This window comes from Providencia sp. PROV109 (genome assembly GCF_033681625.1).
GTDB classification, from domain to species: domain Bacteria; phylum Pseudomonadota; class Gammaproteobacteria; order Enterobacterales; family Enterobacteriaceae; genus Providencia; species Providencia hangzhouensis.
Genome location: NZ_CP096320.1, coordinates 1,823,542 through 1,849,049 on the forward strand (window position 1 = coordinate 1,823,542; position 25,508 = coordinate 1,849,049).

At 38.1% G+C, this 25,508-nt stretch carries 18 protein-coding genes and 3 tRNA genes; 13 read left to right on the plus strand and 8 right to left on the minus strand.

The features are described from left to right. The first annotated feature begins 46 nt into the window (after window positions 1-46). Window positions 47-532: a LysR substrate-binding domain-containing protein gene (locus M1F25_RS08285; RefSeq protein WP_226617105.1), complete on the plus strand. Its 486-nt coding sequence runs from the start codon at window positions 47-49 to the stop codon at window positions 530-532. A gap of 111 nt (window positions 533-643) precedes the next feature. Here M1F25_RS08285 and M1F25_RS08290 read toward each other — a convergent pair. From M1F25_RS08290 to M1F25_RS08300, 3 genes are all read right to left on the minus strand, one after another. Next, window positions 644-719, minus strand: a tRNA-Asn gene (locus tag M1F25_RS08290). A 255-nt stretch (window positions 720-974) separates the two neighbouring features. Beyond that, window positions 975-1,050 (minus strand) — tRNA-Asn (locus M1F25_RS08295). 135 nt (window positions 1,051-1,185) lie between these two features. Next, complete coding sequence (locus M1F25_RS08300; RefSeq protein WP_004265669.1) at window positions 1,186-1,689, minus strand: YlaC family protein; 504 nt, start codon at window positions 1,687-1,689, stop codon at window positions 1,186-1,188. Between the two features lie 479 nt (window positions 1,690-2,168). On the opposite strand from M1F25_RS08300, the gene cspE reads away from it, so the two are divergent. From cspE to mgtA, 4 genes are all read left to right on the plus strand, one after another. Then, window positions 2,169-2,381, plus strand: a complete 213-nt coding sequence (gene cspE / locus M1F25_RS08305) for a transcription antiterminator/RNA stability regulator CspE (RefSeq protein WP_004909801.1) — start codon at window positions 2,169-2,171, stop codon at window positions 2,379-2,381. Window positions 2,382-2,483: 102 nt separating this feature from the next. Next, window positions 2,484-2,675 carry a protein DsrB gene (gene dsrB, locus M1F25_RS08310; RefSeq protein WP_004255792.1) on the plus strand — a complete coding sequence of 64 codons (192 nt, stop codon included), beginning with the start codon at window positions 2,484-2,486 and terminating at the stop codon, window positions 2,673-2,675. A 393-nt stretch (window positions 2,676-3,068) separates the two neighbouring features. After that, window positions 3,069-3,767 carry an MgtC family protein gene (locus tag M1F25_RS08315; protein WP_004255789.1) on the plus strand — a complete coding sequence of 233 codons (699 nt, stop codon included), beginning with the start codon at window positions 3,069-3,071 and terminating at the stop codon, window positions 3,765-3,767. A 149-nt stretch (window positions 3,768-3,916) separates the two neighbouring features. After that, window positions 3,917-6,619, plus strand: coding sequence for a magnesium-translocating P-type ATPase (mgtA, locus tag M1F25_RS08320; RefSeq protein WP_094961156.1), 2,703 nt, complete (start codon window positions 3,917-3,919; stop codon window positions 6,617-6,619). Window positions 6,620-6,778: 159 nt separating this feature from the next. Here the strand turns inward: mgtA and M1F25_RS08325 are convergent, their stop codons facing one another. After that, window positions 6,779-7,090 carry a DUF5339 domain-containing protein gene (locus M1F25_RS08325; RefSeq protein WP_004255760.1) on the minus strand — a complete coding sequence of 104 codons (312 nt, stop codon included), beginning with the start codon at window positions 7,088-7,090 and terminating at the stop codon, window positions 6,779-6,781. 1,047 nt (window positions 7,091-8,137) lie between these two features. Here M1F25_RS08325 and fliZ point away from each other — a divergent pair. Further along, window positions 8,138-8,656 (plus strand): flagella biosynthesis regulatory protein FliZ, encoded by a 519-nt coding sequence (gene fliZ / locus M1F25_RS08330; RefSeq protein WP_004255757.1) that lies wholly within the window; start codon window positions 8,138-8,140, stop codon window positions 8,654-8,656. Window positions 8,657-8,876: 220 nt separating this feature from the next. Here fliZ and putA read toward each other — a convergent pair whose 3' ends face one another. Then, window positions 8,877-12,860 (minus strand): trifunctional transcriptional regulator/proline dehydrogenase/L-glutamate gamma-semialdehyde dehydrogenase, encoded by a 3,984-nt coding sequence (gene putA, locus M1F25_RS08335; RefSeq protein WP_232368732.1) that lies wholly within the window; start codon window positions 12,858-12,860, stop codon window positions 8,877-8,879. 499 nt (window positions 12,861-13,359) lie between these two features. On the opposite strand from putA, the gene putP reads away from it, so the two are divergent. After that, window positions 13,360-14,844 carry a sodium/proline symporter PutP gene (putP, locus tag M1F25_RS08340; protein ID WP_004255751.1) on the plus strand — a complete coding sequence of 495 codons (1,485 nt, stop codon included), beginning with the start codon at window positions 13,360-13,362 and terminating at the stop codon, window positions 14,842-14,844. Window positions 14,845-14,919: 75 nt separating this feature from the next. On the opposite strand, the gene cycA is transcribed toward putP, so the two are convergent. Then, a complete protein-coding gene (gene cycA, locus M1F25_RS08345) occupies window positions 14,920-16,320 on the minus strand; it encodes a D-serine/D-alanine/glycine transporter (protein WP_096864671.1) in 1,401 nt (466 codons plus the stop codon). Window positions 16,321-16,575: 255 nt separating this feature from the next. Here cycA and M1F25_RS08350 point away from each other — a divergent pair. Further along, window positions 16,576-16,651 (plus strand) — tRNA-Lys (locus tag M1F25_RS08350). 198 nt (window positions 16,652-16,849) lie between these two features. Here the strand turns inward: M1F25_RS08350 and M1F25_RS08355 are convergent. Continuing rightward, window positions 16,850-17,845, minus strand: coding sequence for an acetyltransferase (locus M1F25_RS08355; protein ID WP_232368733.1), 996 nt, complete (start codon window positions 17,843-17,845; stop codon window positions 16,850-16,852). Window positions 17,846-18,383: 538 nt separating this feature from the next. Continuing rightward, window positions 18,384-18,836, minus strand: a complete 453-nt coding sequence (locus tag M1F25_RS08360; RefSeq protein WP_181489580.1) for a hypothetical protein — start codon at window positions 18,834-18,836, stop codon at window positions 18,384-18,386. A 1,647-nt stretch (window positions 18,837-20,483) separates the two neighbouring features. Here M1F25_RS08360 and flhD point away from each other — a divergent pair. The 5 genes from flhD to cheA all read left to right on the plus strand — a co-directional run bounded on the left by flhD (window position 20,484) and on the right by cheA (window position 25,492). Next, window positions 20,484-20,834: a flagellar transcriptional regulator FlhD gene (gene flhD, locus M1F25_RS08365; protein ID WP_036957860.1), complete on the plus strand. Its 351-nt coding sequence runs from the start codon at window positions 20,484-20,486 to the stop codon at window positions 20,832-20,834. After that, on the plus strand, window positions 20,831-21,421 hold the full coding sequence (flhC, locus tag M1F25_RS08370; RefSeq protein ID WP_004255732.1) for a flagellar transcriptional regulator FlhC: 591 nt from the start codon (window positions 20,831-20,833) through the stop codon (window positions 21,419-21,421). The genes flhD and flhC overlap by 4 nt, the downstream gene beginning before the upstream one ends. A 97-nt stretch (window positions 21,422-21,518) precedes the next feature. Beyond that, complete coding sequence (motA, locus tag M1F25_RS08375) at window positions 21,519-22,406, plus strand: flagellar motor stator protein MotA (RefSeq protein ID WP_164455780.1); 888 nt, start codon at window positions 21,519-21,521, stop codon at window positions 22,404-22,406. A gap of 7 nt (window positions 22,407-22,413) precedes the next feature. After that, window positions 22,414-23,331 (plus strand): flagellar motor protein MotB, encoded by a 918-nt coding sequence (motB, locus tag M1F25_RS08380; protein ID WP_004255726.1) that lies wholly within the window; start codon window positions 22,414-22,416, stop codon window positions 23,329-23,331. 103 nt (window positions 23,332-23,434) lie between these two features. Beyond that, window positions 23,435-25,492: a chemotaxis protein CheA gene (gene cheA, locus M1F25_RS08385; protein ID WP_181489581.1), complete on the plus strand. Its 2,058-nt coding sequence runs from the start codon at window positions 23,435-23,437 to the stop codon at window positions 25,490-25,492. The last annotated feature ends 16 nt before the right edge of the window (window positions 25,493-25,508 follow it).

A 25,508-nucleotide genomic window follows, 5' to 3' on the forward strand; every position in this document is an offset into this window, starting at 1 on the left:
AAGTAGTTTAATTTTTATCGCGGAAAGTGATACTGAAGATGATTCCTTGCGCAGTGGCAAGGTGGATTTGGTTATCGGTTCCTCTCGAGACTGGCACCCTGAAATTAAGGCTCAGAGCTTATTTAATAGTACTTTTCAGGCATTAGTTCGCCCAGAGCATCCAATTATCGGGCAGGTGACGCCTGAAAGCTTAACACATTACCCACATATTAGCGTATCGCGCCGAGGGCGTACATTGGGGCCAATTGATGACGCATTACGCGACCTTCAATTACAGCGTAATGTTGCATTGACTTTGCCTAGTTTTCATTCAGCCATGATGTTGACCATGAACTCTGACTATATTTTGCCGCTCCCTCGTCATGTACTGCAAGGAGTAAAGAGCGTTAATTTGCCATTAGTTGAAATTGAACTTCCTTTGGGATTGGTGCCTATATTTATCGTGCAAGCATGGCACCCAAGGTTAGACAGGGACCCTGCTCATCAATGGTTACGCCAGACGATTAAACAATTTTTTCTAGAGAAAGAGTAAGAATTTATTTTATGGTGGGAACTCTTGTATTTGCCGTAAGTAAAGTAATGCTAAGAAGAGTGATTTTTAGGTAGATAGCAAAAAGCCCGCATTAAGCGGGCTTTTTAAATTTGGCTCCTCCAGCTGGACTTGAACCAGCGACATACGGATTAACAGTCCGCCGTTCTACCGACTGAACTATGGAGGAATTGCTTTGTTCCTGAGAACGAGGCGCATATTACCCATCCTGTTCACTGTTGTAAAGTATAAAAATGAAAAAAATAGCCAAGTGGGCGTTAAGTAATCGATTTGGTGGTTATCTATCCTAATATATGATGCGTAATGCATACCAGATGGATTATGAGAGGTGCTAGGAGATCATTGATAGTAGAGATGAGTGATATAATGGTGATATATATTTAGCAGATAGCAAAAAGCCCGCATTAAGCGGGCTTTTTAAATTTGGCTCCTCCAGCTGGACTTGAACCAGCGACATACGGATTAACAGTCCGCCGTTCTACCGACTGAACTATGGAGGAATTGCTTGTTCCTGAGAACGAGGCGCATATTAACGATATCATCTCAGGCTGTCAATCATAAAAACAGAAAAAATATCCAACTGCTCATTCAATGCACATTATGACGAAGTTTTACTCTAGTTAATTGATATTGAATTAATTTTGAGTTGCAAGTGTACCAGGTAATTGCGTAGAAACTTCAGGATAAGCGACATGATAGATATCATAAAAGGAAATCATTCCTTTTAATGCAATTAAACGCGATATTTCTTGTTTTATAGCAGAGCTAACATCTTGTGAATCAATGATTTTGCTTATCGCATTATCAGAAACTGGTTCAGTAACAAACCATTCCCCGTTATAACAGACACGTAAATCTAAGACGCCAATATCTTCAAAGTGATAAACAGGTTTGATGTCAAAAAGTAGTACACTTGCTAATACAATAAAAAGAATGGTGATACCCAGAGCCCAATAAGGACCAAAATAAGGGGCGTACCAAAGAATAATGGCTAGGGGGACATAAGCCGCAACCATACCAATACATAAATAAGGGTGGTTGGCGAGAAATTGGCTATTAAAATAAGGTTTCCCATCACGGTTTTCACGTTTATTGATGGCATCCAAATCTTCGACGAGTATTTGTTTGATAATATCCATGTGTATAACTCTCTGTCAGATATCTATACTAGGAGGGTATCACGAGCCGTTGAGATTGTTATATATCAGTTAAAAAAAATATTTACACAGATTGTCATCGTATCGGATAATTCTTACTGACATTTATTAGGTTGTTGGCTTTTTAAATTAAAGTTTTCTTTAAACTATCAACTAAATGCAGCGTTTTTGTTAACGTTATAGCCGATAAAAGTGACGCAATCGAAAAAACAGCATATTTTTGAGGTTTGCTCGTATAAAATAGTTGCTATTATCTTTAAGTCATGAGTTAATGAGTGTCGGCCTGTTTAGCAGTCCTATTTGATGTATGATTACTGAGTTAGTGTGTTCTAAAGAAGAAAGTTATCACAGATAGCCTTTGACCGTGACGCTTCATCTTGGTGTTTCCCTGATTAAATAGTTGACTCTGGCCCGTATATGCCAAAAGGCAAGTTTTTTTGATGTTATATAGGAAAAGTCAAATGTCCGACAAAATGAAAGGTCAAGTTAAGTGGTTCAACGAGTCTAAAGGCTTCGGTTTCATCACTCCAGCTGATGGTAGCAAAGACGTTTTCGTCCACTTCTCTGCCATTCAGGGCAATGGTTTCAAAACTCTGGCTGAAGGTCAGCAAGTTGAATTCACCATTGAAAACGGTGCAAAAGGCCCAGCAGCTGCTAACGTAACTGCTATCTAAGCTAATTGCTTAACTGATTTTCTAAAGCCCGTCATTTTTAATGACGGGCTTTTTCGTATGCGCTACATTTATGGTTAATATATTTTGCTGGAAAAGAATGTTATGAATATTAATGACCGTGTTTATGTAAAAACAGACGGAGAAGAGCGTCGAGAAGGAACTATTTTACTTATTGAACCCTTCAATGAAGGGGTAATGTATTTAATTGCATTACCTGATTACCCTGAAGGTATTTGGTTCTTTAATGAAAAAGAAGGCGATGAAGGGATTTTTGTTACGCCAATTGAAAGATAAGTTCAATTTAATGGGCACTTTGTCCTTTACTTAATAATTTTCCCCACTTATACTCCTTCCATCTTTTACTTAGGAGATTATTACTTGGACAGTCAGAGTTGGAATAAAAACTTAATTTAATGGCAAGCCAGTAATCGTCTTTTCTTTTCACTGCTTGCCACAACGGCGGGCGGTGTCTGATGTCTCCTCATCATACTACTCCCTTATAATTGTATTTCATTAGATAGCGTATTATAGCTGTATTGAGTGTGTATTATGTTGGTCTATATTTATTCTTTATTTCCTCCAGGCAATAGCTAATGGTTTTTGAGTAATTATTTTACTCAAAATATGGCTATATGCTTTTTATTAAGCATATAAATCATTATCCAAGTTATTTTTGGAGGGATTATCATGCTTTTTTCCCCTGATATTTTAAATTTGCTGTCTGCTATGTGTTTTGGTGCATTAATTGGTGCTGAGCGCCAGTGGCGTCAACGAATGGCGGGCTTGAGAACTAATGCACTGGTTGCAACCGGAGCGGCGGTATTTATTTTAAGTTCTGTAACAACATCACCTGATAGTCCTGGTCGTATTGCTGCCCAAGTGGTGTCAGGAATTGGTTTTCTCGGTGCGGGAGTGATTATGCGTGAAGGCATGAACATCCGAGGCCTAAATACTGCGGCAACGCTTTGGTGTTCCGCGGGGATCGGTGTTTTATGTGGATTAGGCCAGTATTCTTTGGCCTTGATGGCAACGTTATTAATTTTATGCGCCAATATTTTATTAAGAGAAGCGGCTTCACGAATTAATAAACAACCACAACAGCAAGCACTTGATGTAGAGCAACGTTATAAAATTCGCGTGATGTGCCATCAAACGGATGAAATTTTAGTAAGAACTCTTATTTTACAAGCAATTAATGGACTGCATATTCGGCTGCAATCGTTAAGTAGTGCAGACACACTAAAGCCTGAGCAGCTAGAAGTGTGTGCTGAATTTCTTGCGACACCTGCCGAGCAAAAAGAAATTGAAGCATTGGTATGCAGAATAAGCCTTGAGCAAAGTGTTAGTGCTATCAATTGGAAAGTGGCATCAGAGCTACCAGCTTGATGACTTTAAATTAACTCACTATAGGAGCTGAAATGGACGACCACCCTCCGTCATGGAGTAGTAAATCGCAGCTATCTAACTGATAATAAGATAATTTTATTTCAGTTGGATAGCGTTAAAATTACGAGTGTTGTATTCGAGACAACGTTATGACTGAAATAAGACAACCGCGCAAAAGCGTCAAAGCCGCTGCACGCCAAAAATTTATTGTTGGCGAACAAGCGAGTAAAAATATTGAGCAAGTGCTCAATGAATATCAAACAAATCTATTAGGCTTATCAGAGAATGAGGCGATGGACCGTCTTGTGACTGAAGGTGAAAATGAAGTTGCTCATGAAAAAGCCCCTCCAGCATGGAAGCAACTACTCACTTCTTTTAAAAATCCATTTATATTCGTACTGATTGTATTAGCTGTTGTTAGCTTTTTTACGGATTATGTTATTCCTGAACGCCAAGGCGAAGAAACAGATTTAACCGGCGTGATTATTATTGTCACAATGGTTTTATTGAGTGGTTTTTTACGTTTTTGGCAAGAGTATCGTACCAATAAGGCTGCGGAAGCATTGAAATCCTTAGTTCGTACGACGGCTACTGTATTTCGTCGTGATAATAAAACGGGGCGTTCTGTTAGAAAAGAGGTACCGATCAAATGCTTAGTACCTGGGGATATTGTGTTGTTATCCGCTGGAGATATGGTTCCTGCTGATTTAAAGCTAGTCGAATCAAGAGATTTGTTTATCAGCCAAGCCATTCTAACAGGGGAATCAATACCCGTAGAAAAATACGACACATTAGGTGATGTTTCAGCCAAAAATTTAGATCCGGTATCGCCAACTGAAAATGAACTGTTAGAAATTTCAAATATTTGTTTAATGGGAACCAATGTTACCAGCGGGACGGCGCGTGGAATTGTGGTGGCAACAGGCGGGAAAACCTATCTAGGCTCGCTGGCTAAATCTATTGTGGGGAGTCGTGCGCAAACTTCGTTTGATCGTGGTGTGAATAGCGTAAGCTGGTTATTGATTCGCTTTATGTTAGTCATGGTACCAATCGTCTTACTTATCAATGGGTTTACAAAAGGAGATTGGTTCGAAGCAACACTATTTTCACTGGCGGTTGCCGTGGGTTTAACACCGGAAATGTTACCGATGATTGTTAGCTCGAATTTAGCCAAAGGTGCAATTGCCATGTCAAAGCACAAGGTGATTGTTAAAAGGTTAAATGCTATCCAAAACTTTGGCGCAATGGATGTGTTGTGTACGGATAAAACGGGAACATTGACGCAAGATCGTATTATTTTAGAACATTATTTGGACAGCAATGGGCAAAAAAATAGTAAAATTTTGCAACTAGCTTGGCTAAACAGCTTCCACCAAAGTGGGGCTAAAAATATGATGGATCAGGCAATTATTCGTCGTGGTAGAGGGAACAGTGAAGTTGAGCAGCTAAAAGTATTCCAAAAAATTGATGAGTTACCCTTTGATTTTATTCGACGCAAATTGTCAGTGACAGTACGAACACCGAAAGGCGAAGCCCTACTTATTTGTAAAGGTGCCGCGGAGGAAATGTTAGCTGTCTGCCAAAGTTACCAACAAGATGGTGAGCTGCATTTACTTGACGACCAAGCAAGGGTAAAAATTACTGAGCTAGTGAGTGATTACAACAGACAAGGATTTCGTGTATTGTTACTTGCAACTCGTCGTTTGAATGATGCAGAAGCCAGCTTACCGCTTTCTGCTCAAGCCGAGTATCAGTTAGAACTACAAGGCATTTTAACTTTTCTTGACCCAGCAAAAGAAAGCGCAATTTCAGCCATTGCCGCATTACGTGAAAATGGCGTTACGGTTAAGGTCTTGACGGGTGATAATGCCATTATTACCGAAAAAATCTGTCATGATGTTGGCTTAAACATCAGCGAAATCATGACGGGTTTAGAAGTTGAAGAACTGACAGACGAAGAGTTAAGCCAGAAAGTTGAGCAAGTTTCAGTTTTTTGTAAATTAACACCATTGCAAAAATCCCGTATTTTAAAGCGGTTACAAGCAAATGGGCATACCGTTGGTTTCCTCGGGGATGGGATCAACGATGCGCCCGCATTACGTGATGCTGATGTAGGAATTTCAGTTGATACAGGGACGGATATTGCTAAGGAATCTGCGGATATTATCTTACTTGAAAAAGATTTAATGGTATTAGAGCAGGGGGTAATTAAAGGGCGTGAAACTTTTGGTAATATTATTAAATACTTAAATATGACCGCCAGCTCTAACTTTGGTAACGTATTTTCTGTATTAATTGCCAGTGCATTTATTCCCTTCTTACCGATGCTAGCCATTCATTTGCTCGTTCAAAACTTACTGTATGATATTTCCCAGCTTGCATTACCCTGGGATAAAATGGATAAAGAGTTTTTAAAACGTCCTCGCAAGTGGGATGCGAAAAATATTGGCCGCTTTATGATTTGGATTGGACCAACCTCATCTATCTTTGATATCACAACTTTTGCGTTAATGTGGTATGTATTCCAAGCGAATAGTGTCGCTCATGAAGCGCTGTTCCAATCAGGTTGGTTTGTTGAAGGATTACTTTCACAGACGTTGGTTGTTCATATGTTAAGAACACAAAAAATACCGTTTATACAAAGCACTGCCGCATTACCTGTTATGTTAACAACAGGGTTAATTATGGCTCTTGGTTTATATATTCCATTTTCTTCATTTGGTGAAATGATAGGGTTACAACCGTTGCCAATAGAATATTTCCCATGGCTCGCTCTCACATTAGTCAGTTATTGTGTTGTAGCTCAACTAATGAAGCAATTTTATATTAAACGTTTTGGAACGTGGTTATAAAATAATGTTAAAAGGTGTGAGGCCAAGGGGGGCTTGCACCTTTGGGTAGCTATATTGTATGGGTTATTTGATATTTATTGTAACTCATTAATATTCATAAAATAAAAAGAGCCATAATAATAATGGCTCTTTTTGATTACAGAATAAAAAGAATAGGGCTTATTGCAGGCCTAAAGCAGTTTTCATCTGTTTCATTGCATCAATACCCTGTTGGCAAGCTTTATCTTGCTGGTCTTTAGGTAGTGCAGCAACCTGTTTTTTACCCTCTTCCAGTTGACCTTTCATTGCGTCTAACTGAGCTTTTGCTTGCGGGTTTTCTGAAGCTTTAGCAATTAAGCTATCAACTTCAGCGAAGTAAGCGTTACAAGTTTCAGTTGCGCCAGCAACTTCACCTTTTTTCTCTTCTTCTGAACAAGCAGTGATTGTCAGTGCCAATAAACCCATACCACAAGCTAAAATCAACTTTTTCATAATCAACCTTATTAAAATTATTTATATAGCGAATTGAGTATATAAGAGATGTTTTTAATATCAAACGTGACAAATCCTAAAATAATACATCGGTTAATTAATTAAATTTCAATTTAATTGGGCTATCGTATTTTGTTTTAGCTCATTTCCGTTACATAAATTCACGGGGACAAGTAAGTTGTTTTTTATCATTATGTTATAGGTTGTCTTTAACTATTCTATGTTTGTCTAGAGTAATTGGTAAGTGGAAGAAAAATGGAAAGCAGATAAAAGAAGTATGAGGGCTATTAGGGTAAGGGGATAATGGTTAGTTAATTTAATAAATATATTTTTTGACGAAAATTATGTTTTAGCTACCAAGATAGAATAATACGTCATACGTGTATTTACCTATAAAAATGCCTATATAAGCCTTTTTAATATCGTTATAACGTTTTTTTATATGCGATTAAATATATTAAAAAATCGTTTATTTGTAACAAAATGTTTACGGGCGAATGATAAGTTTTCACTATGAAATATTTATAGAATTAATGGCTGTTCATTTAAGATGCAATTATAGATGTGAAAGGTGAGCTAGTTCACAAATTTAAGAATAAAACCTTTGTATAGGTACCAGTTTGATTTTTAAATTAAATTTTCTTTGTACGAAGATGAAATTATCAGGTAGAGTCTTTGTTTTTAAGCGAACTAATGAAGAAATATCGCTTAACTTATGGTTAATGATAAGTGTACAGGGTTAACGACAATTAAGTTAATTTTGTTGACGCTAACTCAAATTCATACCAAAATTGACTCACCGTAGAAATTCGCCAAAGAGCGAGAGACGGGTTAGAATGTTTTTAACAAAGGGCGATAACTTTTCTTACTGTACATTTTTAGAATGATGAGTTCTCTAAAGGTAAAGTAAGGATATATGATATGGGTTCACCATATCGCAATGCAACATAGCAGATATTATATTAATGCTATGGGCATACAATGTATGTAGCCTGACTTATCTGGTTACAATTTTATATTTAGACTTACACACAGGGCTTTACCATTATGTCTGCTTCTATTGTAAAGAAACGGCCTCTGAGTCGTTACATCAAAGATTTTAAACACAGCCAAACTCATTGTGCACACTGTCACAAAACCCTTGATCGCATCTCTTTAGTTTTCAACGATGACATCTTAAATAAAGAAGCTATCGCTGACATGACTGAATTGGTTGATGAAGGCACTTGGGGGGAGCTGCAAGATAAATTTACTGCACTTTGTCGTTTTTGTAGTGAAATTTATTGCAATAGTAATACTGATTATTTTGATATTATGTCATTTAAACAGTATTTATTCTTACAGACTGAGATGAGCCACAGTACGGTTCGTGAATATGTTGTTCGCTTACGCCGTTTAGATGAATTGTTATCTTCCTCTAATTTTTCTATGAAAGAATTTACTGCGAGTAAAGTTCAAGAAGAGTTGAGTGAAAAAATGACAGATTCTGCATTTAGTAATTACAATATTGCATTACGTAAATATGAACAATATTTATTCTGGGAATCAGAAAAATGCAATAATTAGAATAACATATTGAAAATAAGCATTGCTATTTTCTTTGTTGTTTTTAAGTAATGGTGTCCCCGTGGGCACCTTTTATGTTTTTAGCGGGCAGCTCTTTGGGATAGCACTTATCTGATAGGAACACTGACGGTTATTCTTATGAGATAAGTGTATTTTTAAATAAATATGTAATCATGTATGGCCTGGCCTTCGTAGATAACGAAGCCAGGCCTTTTACTTATTACCCAATCGTCATTAAGCTAGCATTACCACCTGCTGCAGCGGTATTGACACTCAATGAACGTTCATGAAGTAGGCGTTCAGTCATCAGGTTAGTTTCACCACGTTCAAAGCCTTGAACTGAAATAATTGGCCCTTTACGTTGTGCAACCACTGCGCAAACTTCTTTTAACTGATCGCTGTCACCATGATAAATAACCCCTTCGATTGGCTCTTTCGATTCTATCCAGTTTTTAGTTATCGATATGGTTTTTCTCACTTTTTCAGGTAGTGACTTAAACAGCTTCTGATGGAGCTCACTATCTGGCCATAACACCTGACAACCCGCAGAAAGTACAGCTGTTAGCTGGGTTAAGCAATCTTGTTCATTATCGCTAAGGCATAAAATCAAACCACGCGGGCGCAAGGTATAGGTATTTCTTTCTCCTGTTGGGCCCGGTAATACACGGGTGGTTCCTGTTTGACTATGGCGTGTAAATAGCTCAATCACGGAAGGCGAAATAACCGAGTTTTGTTTTTCAGACCATTGTGTAAGTGCTTCAAATGGTTCAAGTAAAACAGTTTTAGCACTGGCATCCATGGGTAAATGGCTATCTTGTCGCTCTAAGGTATTTGAAACTGCGTTATCTGGACGTTCGCTTAATAAACGGTAAAGGTATAATGGCCCACCTGCTTTAGGCCCAGTTCCAGATAAACCTTCACCACCAAAAGGTTGCACCCCAACAACGGCACCAACCATATTGCGGTTTACGTACAGATTGCCAACTTTAGCTTTTGAAACAACTTGGTTGATAGTTTCATCGATACGAGTGTGAACACCAAGTGTCAGTCCATAACCGGCTGCATTAATTTGTTCAACAAGTGCTTCTAACTCATCTCGTTTAAAACGTACAACGTGCAGAACAGGACCAAAGATCTCTTTTTTCAGCTCACTAACATCATCAAGTTCTATTAATGTTGGCTTAACATAGGTTCCTTCCTGTTGCTCTTGCTGATCATCATGGTTCTCAAATGCTGCTTGGAAGACCGATTTCCCTTTGCTGCGCATTTTTTGAATATGTTGATCGATATTCTCTTTTGCTTCATGGTCAATCACAGGGCCTATATCGGTTGATAAATGCTCAGGGTTCCCCATACGGCACTCTTCCATTGCGCCTTTTAACATACGAATCGTTCTATCTGCGACATCCTCTTGGATACATAAAATGCGCAGTGCCGAACAACGTTGGCCCGCGCTATCAAAAGCAGATGCGACGACATCAGTGACTACTTGTTCTGTGAGTGCAGAAGAATCAACTATCATTGCATTTAATCCGCCAGTTTCTGCAATCAGCGGGGTAGGCCGGCCTTGTGCATCTAAGCGCCCTGCAATATTACGTTGAAGTAACCCTGCGACTTCTGTTGACCCTGTAAACATGACCCCGCGAACACGAGTGTCGCCAACGAGTTGAGCGCCAATGGTTTCACCTTTACCCGGTAAAAATTGCAGTACATCGCGAGGAATACCCGCTTGATGCAAAATAGATACCGCGATAGCGCCGATTAATGGTGTTTGTTCAGCCGGTTTCGCGAGTACGGTGTTACCTGCTGCGAGAGCGGCAGCAATTTGGCCTGAAAATATTGCTAACGGGAAGTTCCACGGACTAATACAGACCACAGGCCCTAAAGGACGGTGTGTGTTGTTATCAAAATCATTCTTGACTTGGGTTGCATAGTAATTAAGAAAATCTACCGCTTCCCTAACTTCCGCAATCGCATTGTTGTAGGTTTTACCGGCTTCACGTACTAAAATATCTAACAGCGGTTGTAACTGTTGCTCCATGAGGTCAGCGGCTCGTAATAAGATGGCCGCTCGTTCAGAAGGAGGTGTTGCGAACCAGATAGTACCCGCATCGTTAGCGGTATTTAATGCATGTTCAGCTTCTTGTTCTGTTGTTTCACGAACGTGGCCGACAATATCTTTGTGGCAGGCAGGGTTAATAATTGGTGTCGCATCGGGCAATGCTTGCGAAGCTTGGAAGTCGCCCCCTAACAGAGGTTCTGCCATTTTTTGCTGCATAGCCGCACTCAGTAGGGCGCTTGATAGCGAAGCCAGTCGATGCTCGTTTGATAGGTCAAGCCCCATCGAATTCACACGCTCTTGCCCATATAAATCACGTGGTAACGGAATTTTTGGATGCGGTAAGCCAATTTGTCCTTCAGTTTTAGACAGTTCTAAAACATCTTTAACTGGGTCGGCAACTAATTCATCTAGAGGAATAGTGGCATCAGCGATACGGTTTACAAATGAAGTATTTGCGCCATTTTCTAACAATCGACGCACCAAGTAGGCAAGTAGCGTCTCGTGAGTACCGACTGGTGCATAAATACGGCAAGGGCGGTTTAGTTTGCCATCAGCAACCTTACCAACCACTTGTTCATAAAGTGGCTCACCCATTCCATGTAGGCATTGGAATTCGTATTGACCAGGGTAGTAGTTTTTACCTGCAATTTGGTAGATAGCAGAGAGAGTATGTGCATTATGTGTTGCAAACTGCGGGTAAATTAAATTGGGAACCGACAACAGTTTTCGTGCACAGGCAATATAAGAAACGTCAGTATACACCTTACGCGTATAAACTGGATAACCTTCTAGCCCATCCATTTGTGCGCGCTTGATTTCACTGTCCCAATAAGCACCTTTTACTAGGCGGATCATTAAGCGACGTTGGCTGCGTTCAGCTAAATTTATGATTGAGTCAATCACAAATGGGCAGCGTTTTTGATAGGCCTGAATTACAAAGCCAATCCCATTCCAACCCGCGAGTTGTGGCTCAAAACAGAGTTTTTCTAGTAAATCTAAAGAGATTTCTAAGCGGTCGGCTTCTTCTGCGTCAATATTAATCCCTACATCGTATTGATGCGCTTGTAATACAAGGGATAATAGGCGTGGATAAAGTTCTTCCATCACGCGAGAGTATTGTGCGCGGCTATAACGTGGATGTAATGCAGATAGCTTAATTGAAATACCAGGGCCTTCATAAATGCCGCGGCCATTTGATGCTTTACCAATCGCGTGGATAGCTTGTTGGTAAGACACCATGTAATCTTGTGCATCTTTTTCCGTTAATGCGGCTTCGCCCAGCATGTCGTAGGAATAGCGGAAGCCTTTATCTTCGAGCTTTCGCGCGTTAGCGAGTGCTTGGGAGATAGTTTCGCCAGTAACAAATTGCTCTCCCATAAGGCGCATCGCCATATCAACACCTTTACGCACCAGTGGTTCACCACTTTTACTAATGATGCGATTAAGTGAGGTTGAGAGTTTAGCTTCATTATGCGTAGAAACTAATTTCCCCGTAAATAGCAGACCCCAAGTTGCAGCATTAACAAACATTGAGCTACTTTGGCCGAGGTGTGATTGCCAGTTTCCATTGCTGATTTTGTCACGGATAAGTGCATCACGAGTTGCTTTATCAGGAATACGTAATAAGGCCTCTGCGAGACACATTAATGCGACACCTTCCTGAGATGAAAGTGAAAACTCTTGAAGTAGGCCTTGAACTAAACCCGACCGGCCGATGCCATTTTTTTGATTACGCAGTTTTTCAGCGATTGAATAAGCTAACTTATGAGCAGCTTCAGCTTGTTCTGTAGGGAGCTGTGCTTGTTGTAACAACATTGGCACGGCTTGTGTTTCAGGAATTCGGTAAGCAGAAGTAATTGCAGAGCGTTTTACAGATTGTGGTAAAATGTGCTCTGCGAAATCTAAGAATGGTTGATAGTTAGATTCAACGGTGGTGTCTTCATCAGAAGTTTGATTTTCTTTTACATCGATACCCGGTGCGAGCTCTGGAAAGGCTTGGCCATTATCGAGTTGTTCTAGGTAATTATAAATAGCTTGTTTGATAAGCCAGTGTGATGTGCGGTCAAGACGCTGAGCGGCATTTTTAATGCGTTCACGAGTTGCTTCATCAAGTCTCACACCCATAGTTGTTGTGCTACTCATCTTAATTCCTCTAGGTCACGAGTCATTTTAATCAAAAAGTTACACCACATTATCTTAATGTTGCAACTTTGTGCAACATTGTTAAGCGTGATTTCTGAAGAAAATGTGAAACATATCGGGTTTTTTAAGTTTTAATATTTTCAAGTAAATCATTTTTGATTTATTTATTATATTTTACATGTAGTTATATTTATTTTGTTTTAGGTGGAATAGTTAAACATTCGATTGTGAATTTAAGTTTAAATTTTAACATTTGTGATATGGATTCTATTTATGCAATAAAAAATAGTTAATTTCTTGTTAATTTAATACGACTCTGTCTAGGATGGGGCAGCTAAGATATTAAGTTAGTGCAACACAAACAATCACAACCTATTTGGTGTTCGCACAGATAAATTAAATATGTGCAATAAAGTGCAACACTATGAAGTTACAAGTTATCAACGGAAACTTATAAAGATAACTAACAATTTTAAAGCTACTCAATGGAGAAAACAGGATGACTGTAAGCACTCCGATGATCATTATGTTCGTCGTATACATTACTGGCATGTTATTAATTGGCTATATGGCCTATCGCTCAACGAAAAACTTTGACGATTATATTCTGGGTGGAAGAAGTTTAGGCAGTGTTGTAACTGCATTGTCTGCTGGTGCTTCAGATATGAGCGGTTGGTTACTCATGGGGTTGCCAGGTGCGATTTTCTTGGCCGGGATTTCTGAAAGTTGGATTGCTATCGGTTTGAGTCTCGGTGCATATCTTAACTGGTTATTTGTTGCTGGGCGTTTACGTGTCCAAACAGAAAAAAATAATAATGCGTTAACATTGCCAGACTACTTTACTAGCCGTTTTGAAGATAACAGTAAGATTTTACGTATAATTTCTGCTGTTGTGATTTTAGTTTTCTTTACGATTTATTGTGCATCAGGTGTGGTCGCTGGTGGTTTGTTATTTGAAAGCACATTTAATATGAGTTATGAGAAAGCGATGTGGTTAGGGGCATTAGCGACTATTGCTTACACCTTTTTAGGTGGCTTTTTAGCCGTAAGTTGGACCGATACTGTTCAAGCTTCATTAATGATCTTCGCATTGATTCTTACACCTATTGTTGTAATCCTTTCTTTAGGGGGAATAGATACCTCTATTGAAGTGATCAAAGCTAAGAATCCTGAATATCTTGATATGTTTAAAGACATGAATATCATCGCAATTCTGTCATTATTAGGTTGGGGATTAGGCTATTTTGGTCAACCCCATATCTTAGCGCGTTTTATGGCGGCGGACTCTGCTCGTACTATTCGTTCTGCTCGACGTATTAGTATGACATGGATGGTGTTATGTTTAGGCGGAACGATTGCGGTCGGTTTCTTTGGTATCGCTTATTTTGAAAATAACCCGGCTTTAGCGGGTTCGGTAATGCAAAATAATGAGCGTATATTCATGGAACTAACGGGAATTTTGTTTAATCCATGGATCGCCGGTATTTTATTGTCAGCTATATTAGCAGCGGTAATGAGTACGCTAAGTTGCCAATTACTAGTTTGTGCGAGTGCGCTAACGGAAGATTTATATAAGCCTTTTATCCGTAAAAGTGCCAGCCAAAAAGAGTTAGTTTGGGTAGGGCGTTTTATGGTGTTATTGGTCGCTGCAATTGCCATTTACATTGCTCGTGACCCAAATAATAAAGTTTTGGCTTTAGTGAGTAATGCATGGGCGGGCTTTGGCGCTGCATTTGGTCCTGTTGTTTTAATTTCTGTAATGTGGAAACGAATGACGCGTACAGGTGCACTTGCAGGAATGATAGTCGGTGCTGTGACAGTATTAGTTTGGATAAAATACAAATGGTTTGATTTGTATGAAATCATCCCAGGTTTCTTATTAGCAACAATCGCTATTGTTGTTGTGAGTTTAATGACTAAAGCACCAAGTGCAGCAGCTCAAGCTCGTTTTGATGAGGCTGAGGCAGAATATAAAGCAAGCTAATCGAGCAAGTTTATAAACGAAAAAGGCCGAGTAACGATACTGTTATTCGGCCTTTTTGCTATTTATTATTCATCATTATTGGTTCTTTCTGCGCTTAGCGAACTGGTAACCAATGAATAGTAAAATAAACCAAACTGGTGTGGCAATTAAGGCTTGTCTTGTATCGTGCTGGAATGCCAATAGCACGACCATAAAAGCGAAAAAAGCGAGGCTTAACCATGACATCACAATTCCAGCAGGCATTTTGTAATGAGATGCTTTGTGCATTTCAGGGCGTTTTTTACGGAAATTTAAATAGCTATATAAAATCATGCTCCAAATAAACATAAAGAGAATAGCAGATACGGTGGTGACTAGCGTAAATGCATGCATAATATCAGGAATAAAATAGATCAGAACAATACCAAAGCTGAGGCAGATACAAGTAAAAATTAGCCCAGTAGCCGGCACGGCTTTTTTCGATAATTGGCTGAACTGCTTTGGCGCATCCCCTTCTTTTGAAAGCCCAAAAAGCATTCGACTGGTGGAAAATACACCACTATTTGCGGAAGAGGCTGCGGAAGTTAGCACCACAAAGTTAACAATGCTTGCCGCTGCGGGTAGGCTTATCAAGACAAACATCTCTACAAATGGGCTTTTATCGGCCAATATGGTTCGCCAAGGTGTAACAGCCATAATGACAATTAAAGATAGGACATAAAATGCAATAATCCGGATAGGGATCGCGTTGATAGCTTTTGGCAAAGATTTTTCTGGATCGCGTGTTTCTGCTGCTGCCGTACCCACCAATTCAATTCCCACAAACGCAAAAATAGCAATTTGAAAGCCAGCAAAGAAACCACTGATCCCCATAGGGAACATTCCGCCATCATTCCAAATGTTACTTAAAGATGCCGTGTGACCCGTAGGGGATTGGAAATTCATGGCAATTAATGTGCCACCTACTGCAATGAGAGCCACAATGGCAACAATTTTTATCATGGCGAACCAAAATTCGAGCTCACCGAAAAGCCTGACAGAAACTAGGTTAAGCGTTAATAAGGTGACCACGCAAATAAATGAGGTTACCCATTCAGGAAAATCAGGTACCCAAAAGCTCACATAGGATGTAATGGCAATGATATCGGCAATACCGGTGATAACCCAGCAGAACCAGTACGTCCAACCGACAAAAAAACCTGCCCATGGACCGATAAGGTCAGCAGAAAAATCACTGAATGATTTGTAGTTCAGATTAGAAAGTAGCAGTTCACCCATTGCGCGCATCACAAAAAATAGCACAAAACCAATTATCATATACACAAAGATAATCGATGGGCCTGCGAGTGAAATGGTTTTGCCAGACCCCATAAATAAGCCTGTTCCAATTGCTCCACCAATCGCAATAAGTTGTATATGCCGGTTACTAAGGCTGCGTTTTAGCTGATTACGATCAGCATTGGGTTGTGTTGATAGTGAATTTGCATTTTCTTCCATACTAAAGATGTCCGTAGTGGTTTGTGATAATTAGCCACAGTCTTTTTTTTAATTTTGTGGTTATGTTTGCGTGAAATATTGTGACACAAATCTCAATTAGAGTAAGGAAAAGTTATCTTGTTAGGAGCGAAGTGATGTTTATTCAAGCATTAGTTTTCTTAAATTTTACATTCGCAACTTAAAATTAACTTAGGTAATAAAAATAGCAGAATCATATTGACTGTAGCAATTGTTAGGCGTTAAATATTTTGTATCGGGTTGTTAGCTCAGTTGGCAGAGTAGGTGACTCTTAATCACTCGGTCGTGGGTTCGATCCCCACACAACCCACCAAAATTTTCAATGAGTTATGGGCATGCTGCGGAACCTATACTGACTGTATGGGACGTATTTGGGACGCAGCCATTGACAACAGTATCAATTTGTTTGGCGTGTTCGGTTATTAAGTTTGATACATTACATCCGTTCTCATTGTTTATATCAATAATATATTTGATATTTAGAGACTATGCTATCATATCCATCATAAAGCTATTCTTTCAATTTATTAGATCTAAATACTGGTTCAATAAACCAATGAATAATTGAGTTTGATGCTAGTAAAAGTGCAATTGTAATTGTAGATAGAGTAAATGCTATGATTAATAATAAATTTAGTTCTATATCTAAAAAACTTAATGTTTGTAATATTACAAAACAAATAATTGGATGGATTAAATAAACACCTAAAGCATTATTTGATATTTTTGCATATTTTTGAGTTGATAAAGCAAAGTAAATAATAATCGAACCCAGCATTAGGCTTATTACAAAATCGAAAATATAGATAATGAATGAGTTGAGAATTAAATTAGTCTTAATTGCACCGAAAATTATCTCATAAAAATCGTTTCGATAATTAAGAAAGGTAATCGCTAAAAATGCTATACAAAAAATAGTGATAATAGGCTTTTTCCTTAACGAAAATATATTTTGATTATGAATAAAATAAGCAATGACAAAAAATGGGAAATATAAAATAATTGAAAAAAAGCTAGAAATCGGCATTAGGTAAGTCTTTGCTATAAATGATATTATTAGCGATGTGATTAAGATTGCAGATAGGTTAAATTTGTTTGATTTAAAGCTCTCTGGTAATAATAAAAAAGCAGCTTGCCATATAGGTGTTGCTAAAAAGAACCAAACCCCGTACTGAGGAGAAAACAAGTATTTTTTTAAAGTTAACTCACCGGTGAAGTAAAGTGGAACCATGTCGATTGTTTGAAACGTAAAATAAATTATAAGGGCAGGAAGAAGGTGAGATTTTAACTCTTTCCATGTTGTATTTTTTGTTATAAATGCGACTATAAATACAAACATAGGAATTAATGTTAAGTCAAAAATAGTAATAAGCAACGAATATTTGCTTTTATCAACTAAATTTAAATAAAAATTAAAAACAATTAATGAACTTAATATTAATTTTAGCGTTGGCCAATATGGTTGGCCAACGTTTTTTATATTCAAGATTAAGTGATTTTTTTTCATATATATGCCCTATATAAAAATTAATTTATTGTACCTCATTGGGGTTGTAATTTAAAAGAAATTATTTTAGTAATTACGAAATGAGAGATAATAAGTCTAATATTGATTAGTCTTTTTCCGTTAATATTTTATTCTTATTGTAAGAGGGAACATGATTTAGGAATTGAATATAAGTTTATTGCACAATTTTGTATCACTTAATGGCAAGATAAAAATCACAAACTTTTAGGTCTAAGAACTAAAAAATGAGAGATAACTGAAAGCAGAGTTATTTTTGATTGGGTAAAGTATGATTTGATTGAAATTTAACCAGTTAGGGGAGGGATGTTTGAAATAGAACGCAGTTGTTCTTTAGCACGTGAAATGTACAGGAAAAACGATTGAATAGCAGAGGATGAGAAGCTAGGGAGCTAAATTTAACTCAAGTCTCTGCTATTACATAAGAATCTAATGATACTTTTTAGTATCAGCAAAAAATAAATCAAGAATTCTAGGGCTATTTCAGTGATAACTTTATTATATAGTCCTTGGATGATGATTAGCTTATATTGCTATCAAATATTTTTTGAGTCACTGTAATTGAAGGCTCGACGCCCAATATGTATAAGGCTTGTTCTAAAAGGTCAATTTTAGATGTGTAATGAATATCCAGTAAGCGTTCTATCTGTTGTGCATTGATATTCAATCTGCGAGCGAGATCGACGCGTTGCATTGCAGAGTTGAGAATGGCGTTATGCAAGGCAATTTTTAAGCAACAGATTATGGGTAAATAAACCGTAAATGCTTCACCATTTTTTTGTTGTGTTGCTAATGGAATTGGTTTTCTGAGTTCGATATGTTCTGCAAAAGAGGCTAGCAAAATTTCTTGGGCTTCTAATTCAACATCTTCTCTACAATAGCTAACTCCTTGAAGGTCAGGAAAATCACTAAAATTGATTTCATATACGTTTTCTTCCTCAATAAATTCTATTGTTGCCTGATAATTGAACATATTTTTCCTTCAAATTATATTTCAGAGTGCTCAGTGTTGCACTGGAGCATGAGGAAAACAAGTTTATCAATTAACTTATGTGGCCATTTCTTTCTTCATTTTTGTATCTATTGATCCTACATGTTGTTATGAGGGGGGTGTTAGTACAATTAATGTGATTTTCCTAACATAAATTCAGCAATGTGAGAATCGCTTTATTCGGAAATTATTGAGAAACAAAGAAAACAAGTGTGAAGTTTGTCGCAAATTGAGAAATATTTTTTTCCATAAAAATCCTAATAAATTAGCTTCTTTTATAAGCAAATGTCTCACTGAATTATTTTAACTAAAAGTTATTTATTTTTTAATCTTTCATTATCTGATTAAGCAATTTTACTTAAGGTAACTTGATGGTTAGGGGGTTTTGTTAAAATAAAAGTATATAGTAATCATTTGTTATTATAACATTGAGTTATTAAAATTATTATGTTTACGTGAAAATGGCTAAAAATGATAAGTACGAAGACAATTAATAATACCTTTAGTGCTTTTTATTTTGAGCACTAACTGAATATTTTAAAAATGATATAAAAAATATTTGGAAAATAGAATGTTCTTAATTGAAACCTACATTTTTTGCTCTTAACACAAAAGTGATAGGTTAGCGTAGGTTGATCTTTTTATTAAAAAAAATGAATTTTTTGCCATTTTACATAAAAAATAAATATTAATTAACCCCAAAAAACTACTTTAATGAATTAATAACAAAATGATCACTTGAAATAATAAATATGCAAAAATATCTTACAAAAATATTTAAGCTGAATAAACTTTCATTATTGGTAATCGACGTAAATTTTATTAGTTTTATTAATATTACGGGGTGATGATACTTATTTTATAGTTTAATGATTCTAATGAAAATGGAAGTGAATACTTAATATGTATGACAATATAATGGTTGTTTATATGATAACTGCGATTGAATAATTTTGAACGATGGCTGTAATATATATCAAACTTATTGAAAATTAATGATTAAATTTTATTCCAATAATGCCGATAAAGCCTTAATACAGTAATGTATAACTCAGTTTCTTAATACTAAAAATTGATTTGGATCAATATATTGTTTTTGATGTTATGCTTGGTTTATTAGGCTTAATAATCACATGTAAAGAGTGATTGGTTTGATTAAAATCCTGGCATTTTGCTTAGGTTGACTCAAAATGTTGTGGATATTTAGGATAAGGTAATAGAAGATAAAGAAATAATGAAGATTATTTAATGAATTAATGGGTAATCACCCTATTGATACAAAAAGAAACATAAGTACCTTGAATAGTTAATTTAGTGGTGCATAATAATTGGCGACTAATAATGACATCAGCAATTTCTGATTTTTATGGAAACCGCTAATTTTTTAGTCATTCTTTATTGTTGTAGGTATTCAGGAAATATATTTAATTTAAGTTTGGAAGCTTGTGTATTTGTACTCCAAATTGGGTATTTTTAATGGATAACATGGGGAAATTAATGGAATTACATTTACCCAATTTAATTAATTTTTTAATTTAATAATTTGAATACACAATACTTTTAAATTCATATTTGTTCTTTTTGCACACAGATCGCACAGATGTTGATAATATTCGGAAAGGAAAAAAAATGAGCTCGACGACAGATTTTCTGAAGCATATATACGATATTAACCTCTCATATTTGCTATTAGCCCAAAAACTCATCTCTCAAGAGAAAGCCTCTGCGATGTTTCGTCTAGGTATCTCTGATGCAATGGCAACTACTTTAGCAGACCTTACACTCCCTCAATTAGTCAAATTAGCAGAGACAAACCAGCTAATCTGCCAGTTTAGATTTGATAATAGTGAAACAATTGAAAAACTAACTCGTGATTCAAGAGTTGATGAATTACAACAAATTCATACAGGTATCTTACTTTCGACCCGATTATTGCAAACGCATAATGAGGGCGACACTGAAATAGCGAGAAAAAGATGAGTACCGCAGCTGAAAAAAGTATAGTCCAAGAAGCGAATGACATTCGACTAGCCATGGAATTGATCTCTTTGGGCGCTCGCCTTCAAATGTTAGAAAGTGAAACGCAAATCAGTCGCGGTCGTTTAGTTCGTTTATACAAAGAGCTAAGAGGTAGCCCTCCACCGAAAGGGATGTTACCTTTTTCTACAGATTGGTTTATGACATGGGAACAGAATATTCATTCATCCATGTTCTATAATGCTTATCAATTTTTACTGAAAAGCGGCCAATGTCGTGGTGTTGACGCTATATTAAAAGCCTATAGGTTATACCTTGAACAGTGTATTCCAGAACCCGGCGAAGAACCTTTGTTGGCTTTAACACGTGCTTGGACGCTAGTCCGTTTTGTGGAAAGTGGCATGTTACAAAGTTCACAATGTAGTTGTTGTCATGGCTCTTTTATTACTTACGCACATATTCCTGAAAATAGCTTCACTTGTAGTTTATGCCAACCGCCATCACGCGCAATAAAAAAACGTAAACTTTCCGAACATCTAGCCGATATTACGGTATATCGACAGGATGGCATTACTAAAGCGGTAATGTAATTGGATTGATTTGGTTAGCAGGCAAAATTTTTTGCCTGTCACTCCTAATATTCCCTTTGACTGCCATCTGTTAACCAACGGAGTGAAAGGGAATATTGTGTTAATACTCATCGGGTATATCATTGTTACAGTTGCGGTTATTGGCGGATATATAATGGTCGGCGGCCATTTAGGTGCGCTTTATCAACCCGCTGAATTTGTCATTATTTTAGGGGCAGGTTTAGGTGCTTTTGTTGTTGGTAACAGTGGCAAATCCATCGTCGCCTTGTGCAAAGTATTACCAAAACTCTTTCGTCGTTCCTCTTACAATAAAACAATGTCAATGGATTTAATGGCATTGTTATTTCAATTACTTAATAAATCGCGCCAACAAGGGTTACTTGCACTTGAGAAAGATATTGACAATCCAAGTGAAAGTGAAATTTTCTCCCAATATCCCCGTATTTTAAAAGATGAGTCCACCATGATGTTCATTGTGGACTATTTACGTCTGATGGTGAGTAGTAACTTACAAAGTCATGAAATTGAAGCGTTAATGGATGAAGAATTAGAAACTTTTCGTCAAGAAAATGAAGTACCTGCTTCGGGGCTAAACATGGTCGGTGACTCTATGCCTGCATTTGGGATTGTTGCGGCCGTTTTGGGTGTCGTGAATGCCTTGGGCTCAGCAGACCGTCCCGCAGGTGAACTTGGTGCTTTAATTGCTCATGCAATGGTTGGTACATTTCTAGGTATTTTAGTGGCTTATGGCTTTATTTTGCCTTTAGCTGCTCTGATTAGGTTGCGCAGTAGTGAGCAATTGAAAATGATGGAATGTATTAAAGTGACTTTCCTCTCTGCATTGCAAGGGTATGCTCCTCAAATTGCGGTTGAATTTGGCCGTAAGGTGTTATACAGCGCAGATAGACCTTCATTTGTCGAACTTGAAGATAAAGTTCGAGAAGTGAAAGTAGGTGCTCGCTCACAAGAAACAACTGAGGAGTAACAAACGAATGGCAGCCAATACACCTCATGTTATTCGGGTTAAAAAGCGCAGTTCACATCATCAAAACGGACACGGCGGTTCATGGAAAATTGCTTATGCCGATTTTATGACGGCGATGATGGCGTTTTTTTTAGTGATGTGGCTGATCTCAATTTCAAGTCCTCAAGAATTAACTCAAATTGCTGAGTATTTCCGTACTCCCTTGAGTACAGCTATCAACCCGGGAAGTAAAAGTGGAGATGCCACAAACCCTATTCCTGGTGGAGGTAAAGACCCGATTTTCCGTGATGGGGATGTGATGCCAGAGCCCAATAATATTATTGATGGAAATGCAAACTATCGTTTTGAAAAATTAAAAGAGTCCCTTGAGCAGGCTATTTTAAAAGACCCCCGTTTGAATGAATTAAAGCCACATTTATTGATTGATATGATTAATGATGGGCTACGCATTCAAATTGTTGATAGTGAAAATCGCCCAATGTTTAAAGTCGGTTCGGCAACGGTTGAACCGTATATGCGCGATATTTTGCGTGCAATAGCACCACTTCTTAATGATGTTCCTAATCGAATTAGTATCTCCGGTCATACTGATGATCTCGCTTATGCCAACGGCGCCAATTACAGCAACTGGGAGCTTTCATCAGATCGTGCAAATGCTTCGCGCCGTGAATTGATTCGCGGTGGAATGGATGAAAATAAAGTATTACGCGTGGTTGGGATGGCTTCAGCCATTCATTTAGACAAAGAAGATGGTTTTGCCCCGATCAACCGCCGGATAAGTATCATTGTGTTAAATGATGAAGAAACCAAACAAATTCTCCGCGAATACGATGGCGCCAAGCCGATCAATGATGTGCTGAATAAACCGCAAAAACCCATGCAAGAAACGGCTGTGGGTGTTGTCGCTGCGGTGAAAATACCGTGATGAATTGCTGTTATTTGAATTTATTACATAACTTGTTTAGTTGTCTGCCGGGGGTTCCGGCAGTCAGCGTTAAGTGAAACTTAAGCGAAATTGGATAAAAACCATGGATATTACCGAGTTTTATCAAACATTTTTCGATGAGGCTGATGAGTTGCTCAGGGATATGGAACAACATTTACTTGAGCTTGATCCTTTTGACCCGGATAGCGAGCAGCTAAATGCCATCTTCCGCAGTGCCCACTCAATCAAAGGAGGGGCTGCAACCTTTGGTTTCACTCAGTTGCAGAATACAACTCATACATTGGAAAACCTTTTAGATAAGGCGCGTCATGATGAGTTAACCCTCACGCCTGACATAATAGATGTTTTTCTTGATGCTAAGGATGTCATGGCATCACAGTTAGATGCCTATAAAAATGACTCTTTACCGGATGAAGATACCTTTAAGCGTATTTGTGAGGTGCTTAGCCGGGTTGAAAATAGAGCGGAAGAGGTCGCTGAGACAGGTACTGCGATAGCTGAAACTAAAGTTGAAGATGCGGTTGTTGAAGACACACCCGCGGAGCAAGGTGAATATTCACACTACTTTATGATCTCGTTAAATCAGCTTAAAGAAAATGAAGTTGATTTATTGGCGGATGAGCTCAGTTTATTTGGGCATTTATATCATACTGAAAAAACAGCAAATAGTTTACAAGCATGGGTAGGAACTAATACGGATATTGATGATATTAGTGGGGTGCTATGTTTTGTGGTGGATGAATCGCAAATTAGCCATGAAGTAATTTCTTTTGCCGATTGCCTCGCTTTTTCAAAGGAAGAAACGTTATTAAATGACGATAAAGTTGCAGTAAATGAATCCACAGAGACTCAAGTAGATACTCCGCAAAGCTCGGCAAAACCTGCTGCACCCACCACGGCTAAAAAAACGGCAATCGCTAAACCGAAAGGGGATTCGAGCAGCATTCGTGTGGCTGTAGAGAAAGTTGACCAGCTGATTAACTTAGTGGGTGAGCTGGTGATTATTCAATCAATGTTGACCCAACATAGTCAACATGTCGATCAGAACGAATACAGTGATTTGTTAAGCTCAATCGTACAGTTGGAGCGTAATTCCCGCGCTTTGCAAGAATCCGTCATGTCAATTCGCATGATGCCAATGGACTACGTATTTAGCCGCTTCCCGCGCATGGTACGCGATATCGCTTCCAAATTAGGTAAAAAAATCGAACTGAAAGTAGAAGGAAGTTCGACTGAACTCGATAAAAGCTTGATTGAGCGCATTGTTGATCCCCTAAATCACCTTGTTCGTAATAGCCTCGACCATGGGATTGAAAAGCCAGAAGTTCGTGTGGCAAATGGTAAGCCGGAAGCCGGAACACTGACCTTAGCGGCAGCACATCAAAGTGGCAACATTTGTATTGAAGTGCGTGATGACGGCGCAGGGCTAAATCGTGAACGTATTTTGGCAAAAGCGAAGTCACAAGGCATGAATGTGCATGATGGGATGAGCAATGATGAAGTTGCGATGCTGATTATGGCACCGGGTTTTTCAACCGCAGAGGTAGTGACAGACGTTTCGGGACGCGGTGTTGGAATGGATGTGGTGAAACGAAATATCCAAGACATGGGCGGCCGTATTCAAATCGGTTTTACCGAAGGTAAAGGTACCATTATCCGCATTTTATTACCGCTCACTTTAGCCATTTTGGATGGTATGTCTGTGAAAGTAGCGGAAGATGTTTTTATCGTTCCATTGAGTGCCATTATCAGTACCTTGCAGCCTCGGCAAGAGGATATTTATCGCTTAGCGGGAGAAGAAAAAATGCTGCTTGTGCGAGGGGAATATTTGCCACTTGTTGAATTACACCAAGTATTTTCCATCGAAGAAGCCGAGCGAAATTTAGATAACAGTATTGTGCTGATTATTCAAAATGCAGGCCACCGTTTTGCGTTGTTAGTTGACAAGCTCGTCGGGCAACAGCAAGTGGTGGTGAAAAACATTGAAAGTAATTATCGCAAAATCCCTGGTATTTCCGCAGCAACGATTATGGGCGATGGCTCTGTTGCATTGATTTTAGATGTGGCTGAGCTGCAAAAAATGAATAACAGCATTTTGATTAAAAAGAAACAGCAGGTTTCTCAACCTGTCGTGCACTAAATAGAGGCCATACACC

Bases quoted from the DNA above. Each gene is read 5' to 3' on its own strand.
- M1F25_RS08360 (WP_181489580.1), bottom strand. From the start codon at position 18,836: ATGTTCAATTATCAGGCAACAATAGAATTTATTGAGGAAGAAAACGTA.
- flhD (WP_036957860.1), top strand. From the start codon at position 20,484: ATGAGCTCGACGACAGATTTTCTGAAGCATATATACGATATTAACCTC.
- putA (WP_232368732.1), bottom strand. From the start codon at position 12,860: ATGAGTAGCACAACAACTATGGGTGTGAGACTTGATGAAGCAACTCGT.
- putP (WP_004255751.1), top strand. From the start codon at position 13,360: ATGACTGTAAGCACTCCGATGATCATTATGTTCGTCGTATACATTACT.
- flhC (WP_004255732.1), top strand. From the start codon at position 20,831: ATGAGTACCGCAGCTGAAAAAAGTATAGTCCAAGAAGCGAATGACATT.
- M1F25_RS08300 (WP_004265669.1), bottom strand. From the start codon at position 1,689: ATGGATATTATCAAACAAATACTCGTCGAAGATTTGGATGCCATCAAT.
- cycA (WP_096864671.1), bottom strand. From the start codon at position 16,320: ATGGAAGAAAATGCAAATTCACTATCAACACAACCCAATGCTGATCGT.
- mgtA (WP_094961156.1), top strand. From the start codon at position 3,917: ATGACTGAAATAAGACAACCGCGCAAAAGCGTCAAAGCCGCTGCACGC.
- cheA (WP_181489581.1), top strand. From the start codon at position 23,435: ATGGATATTACCGAGTTTTATCAAACATTTTTCGATGAGGCTGATGAG.
- M1F25_RS08355 (WP_232368733.1), bottom strand. From the start codon at position 17,845: ATGAAAAAAAATCACTTAATCTTGAATATAAAAAACGTTGGCCAACCA.
- fliZ (WP_004255757.1), top strand. From the start codon at position 8,138: ATGTCTGCTTCTATTGTAAAGAAACGGCCTCTGAGTCGTTACATCAAA.
- dsrB (WP_004255792.1), top strand. From the start codon at position 2,484: ATGAATATTAATGACCGTGTTTATGTAAAAACAGACGGAGAAGAGCGT.
- motB (WP_004255726.1), top strand. From the start codon at position 22,414: ATGGCAGCCAATACACCTCATGTTATTCGGGTTAAAAAGCGCAGTTCA.
- M1F25_RS08325 (WP_004255760.1), bottom strand. From the start codon at position 7,090: ATGAAAAAGTTGATTTTAGCTTGTGGTATGGGTTTATTGGCACTGACA.
- M1F25_RS08315 (WP_004255789.1), top strand. From the start codon at position 3,069: ATGCTTTTTTCCCCTGATATTTTAAATTTGCTGTCTGCTATGTGTTTT.
- cspE (WP_004909801.1), top strand. From the start codon at position 2,169: ATGTCCGACAAAATGAAAGGTCAAGTTAAGTGGTTCAACGAGTCTAAA.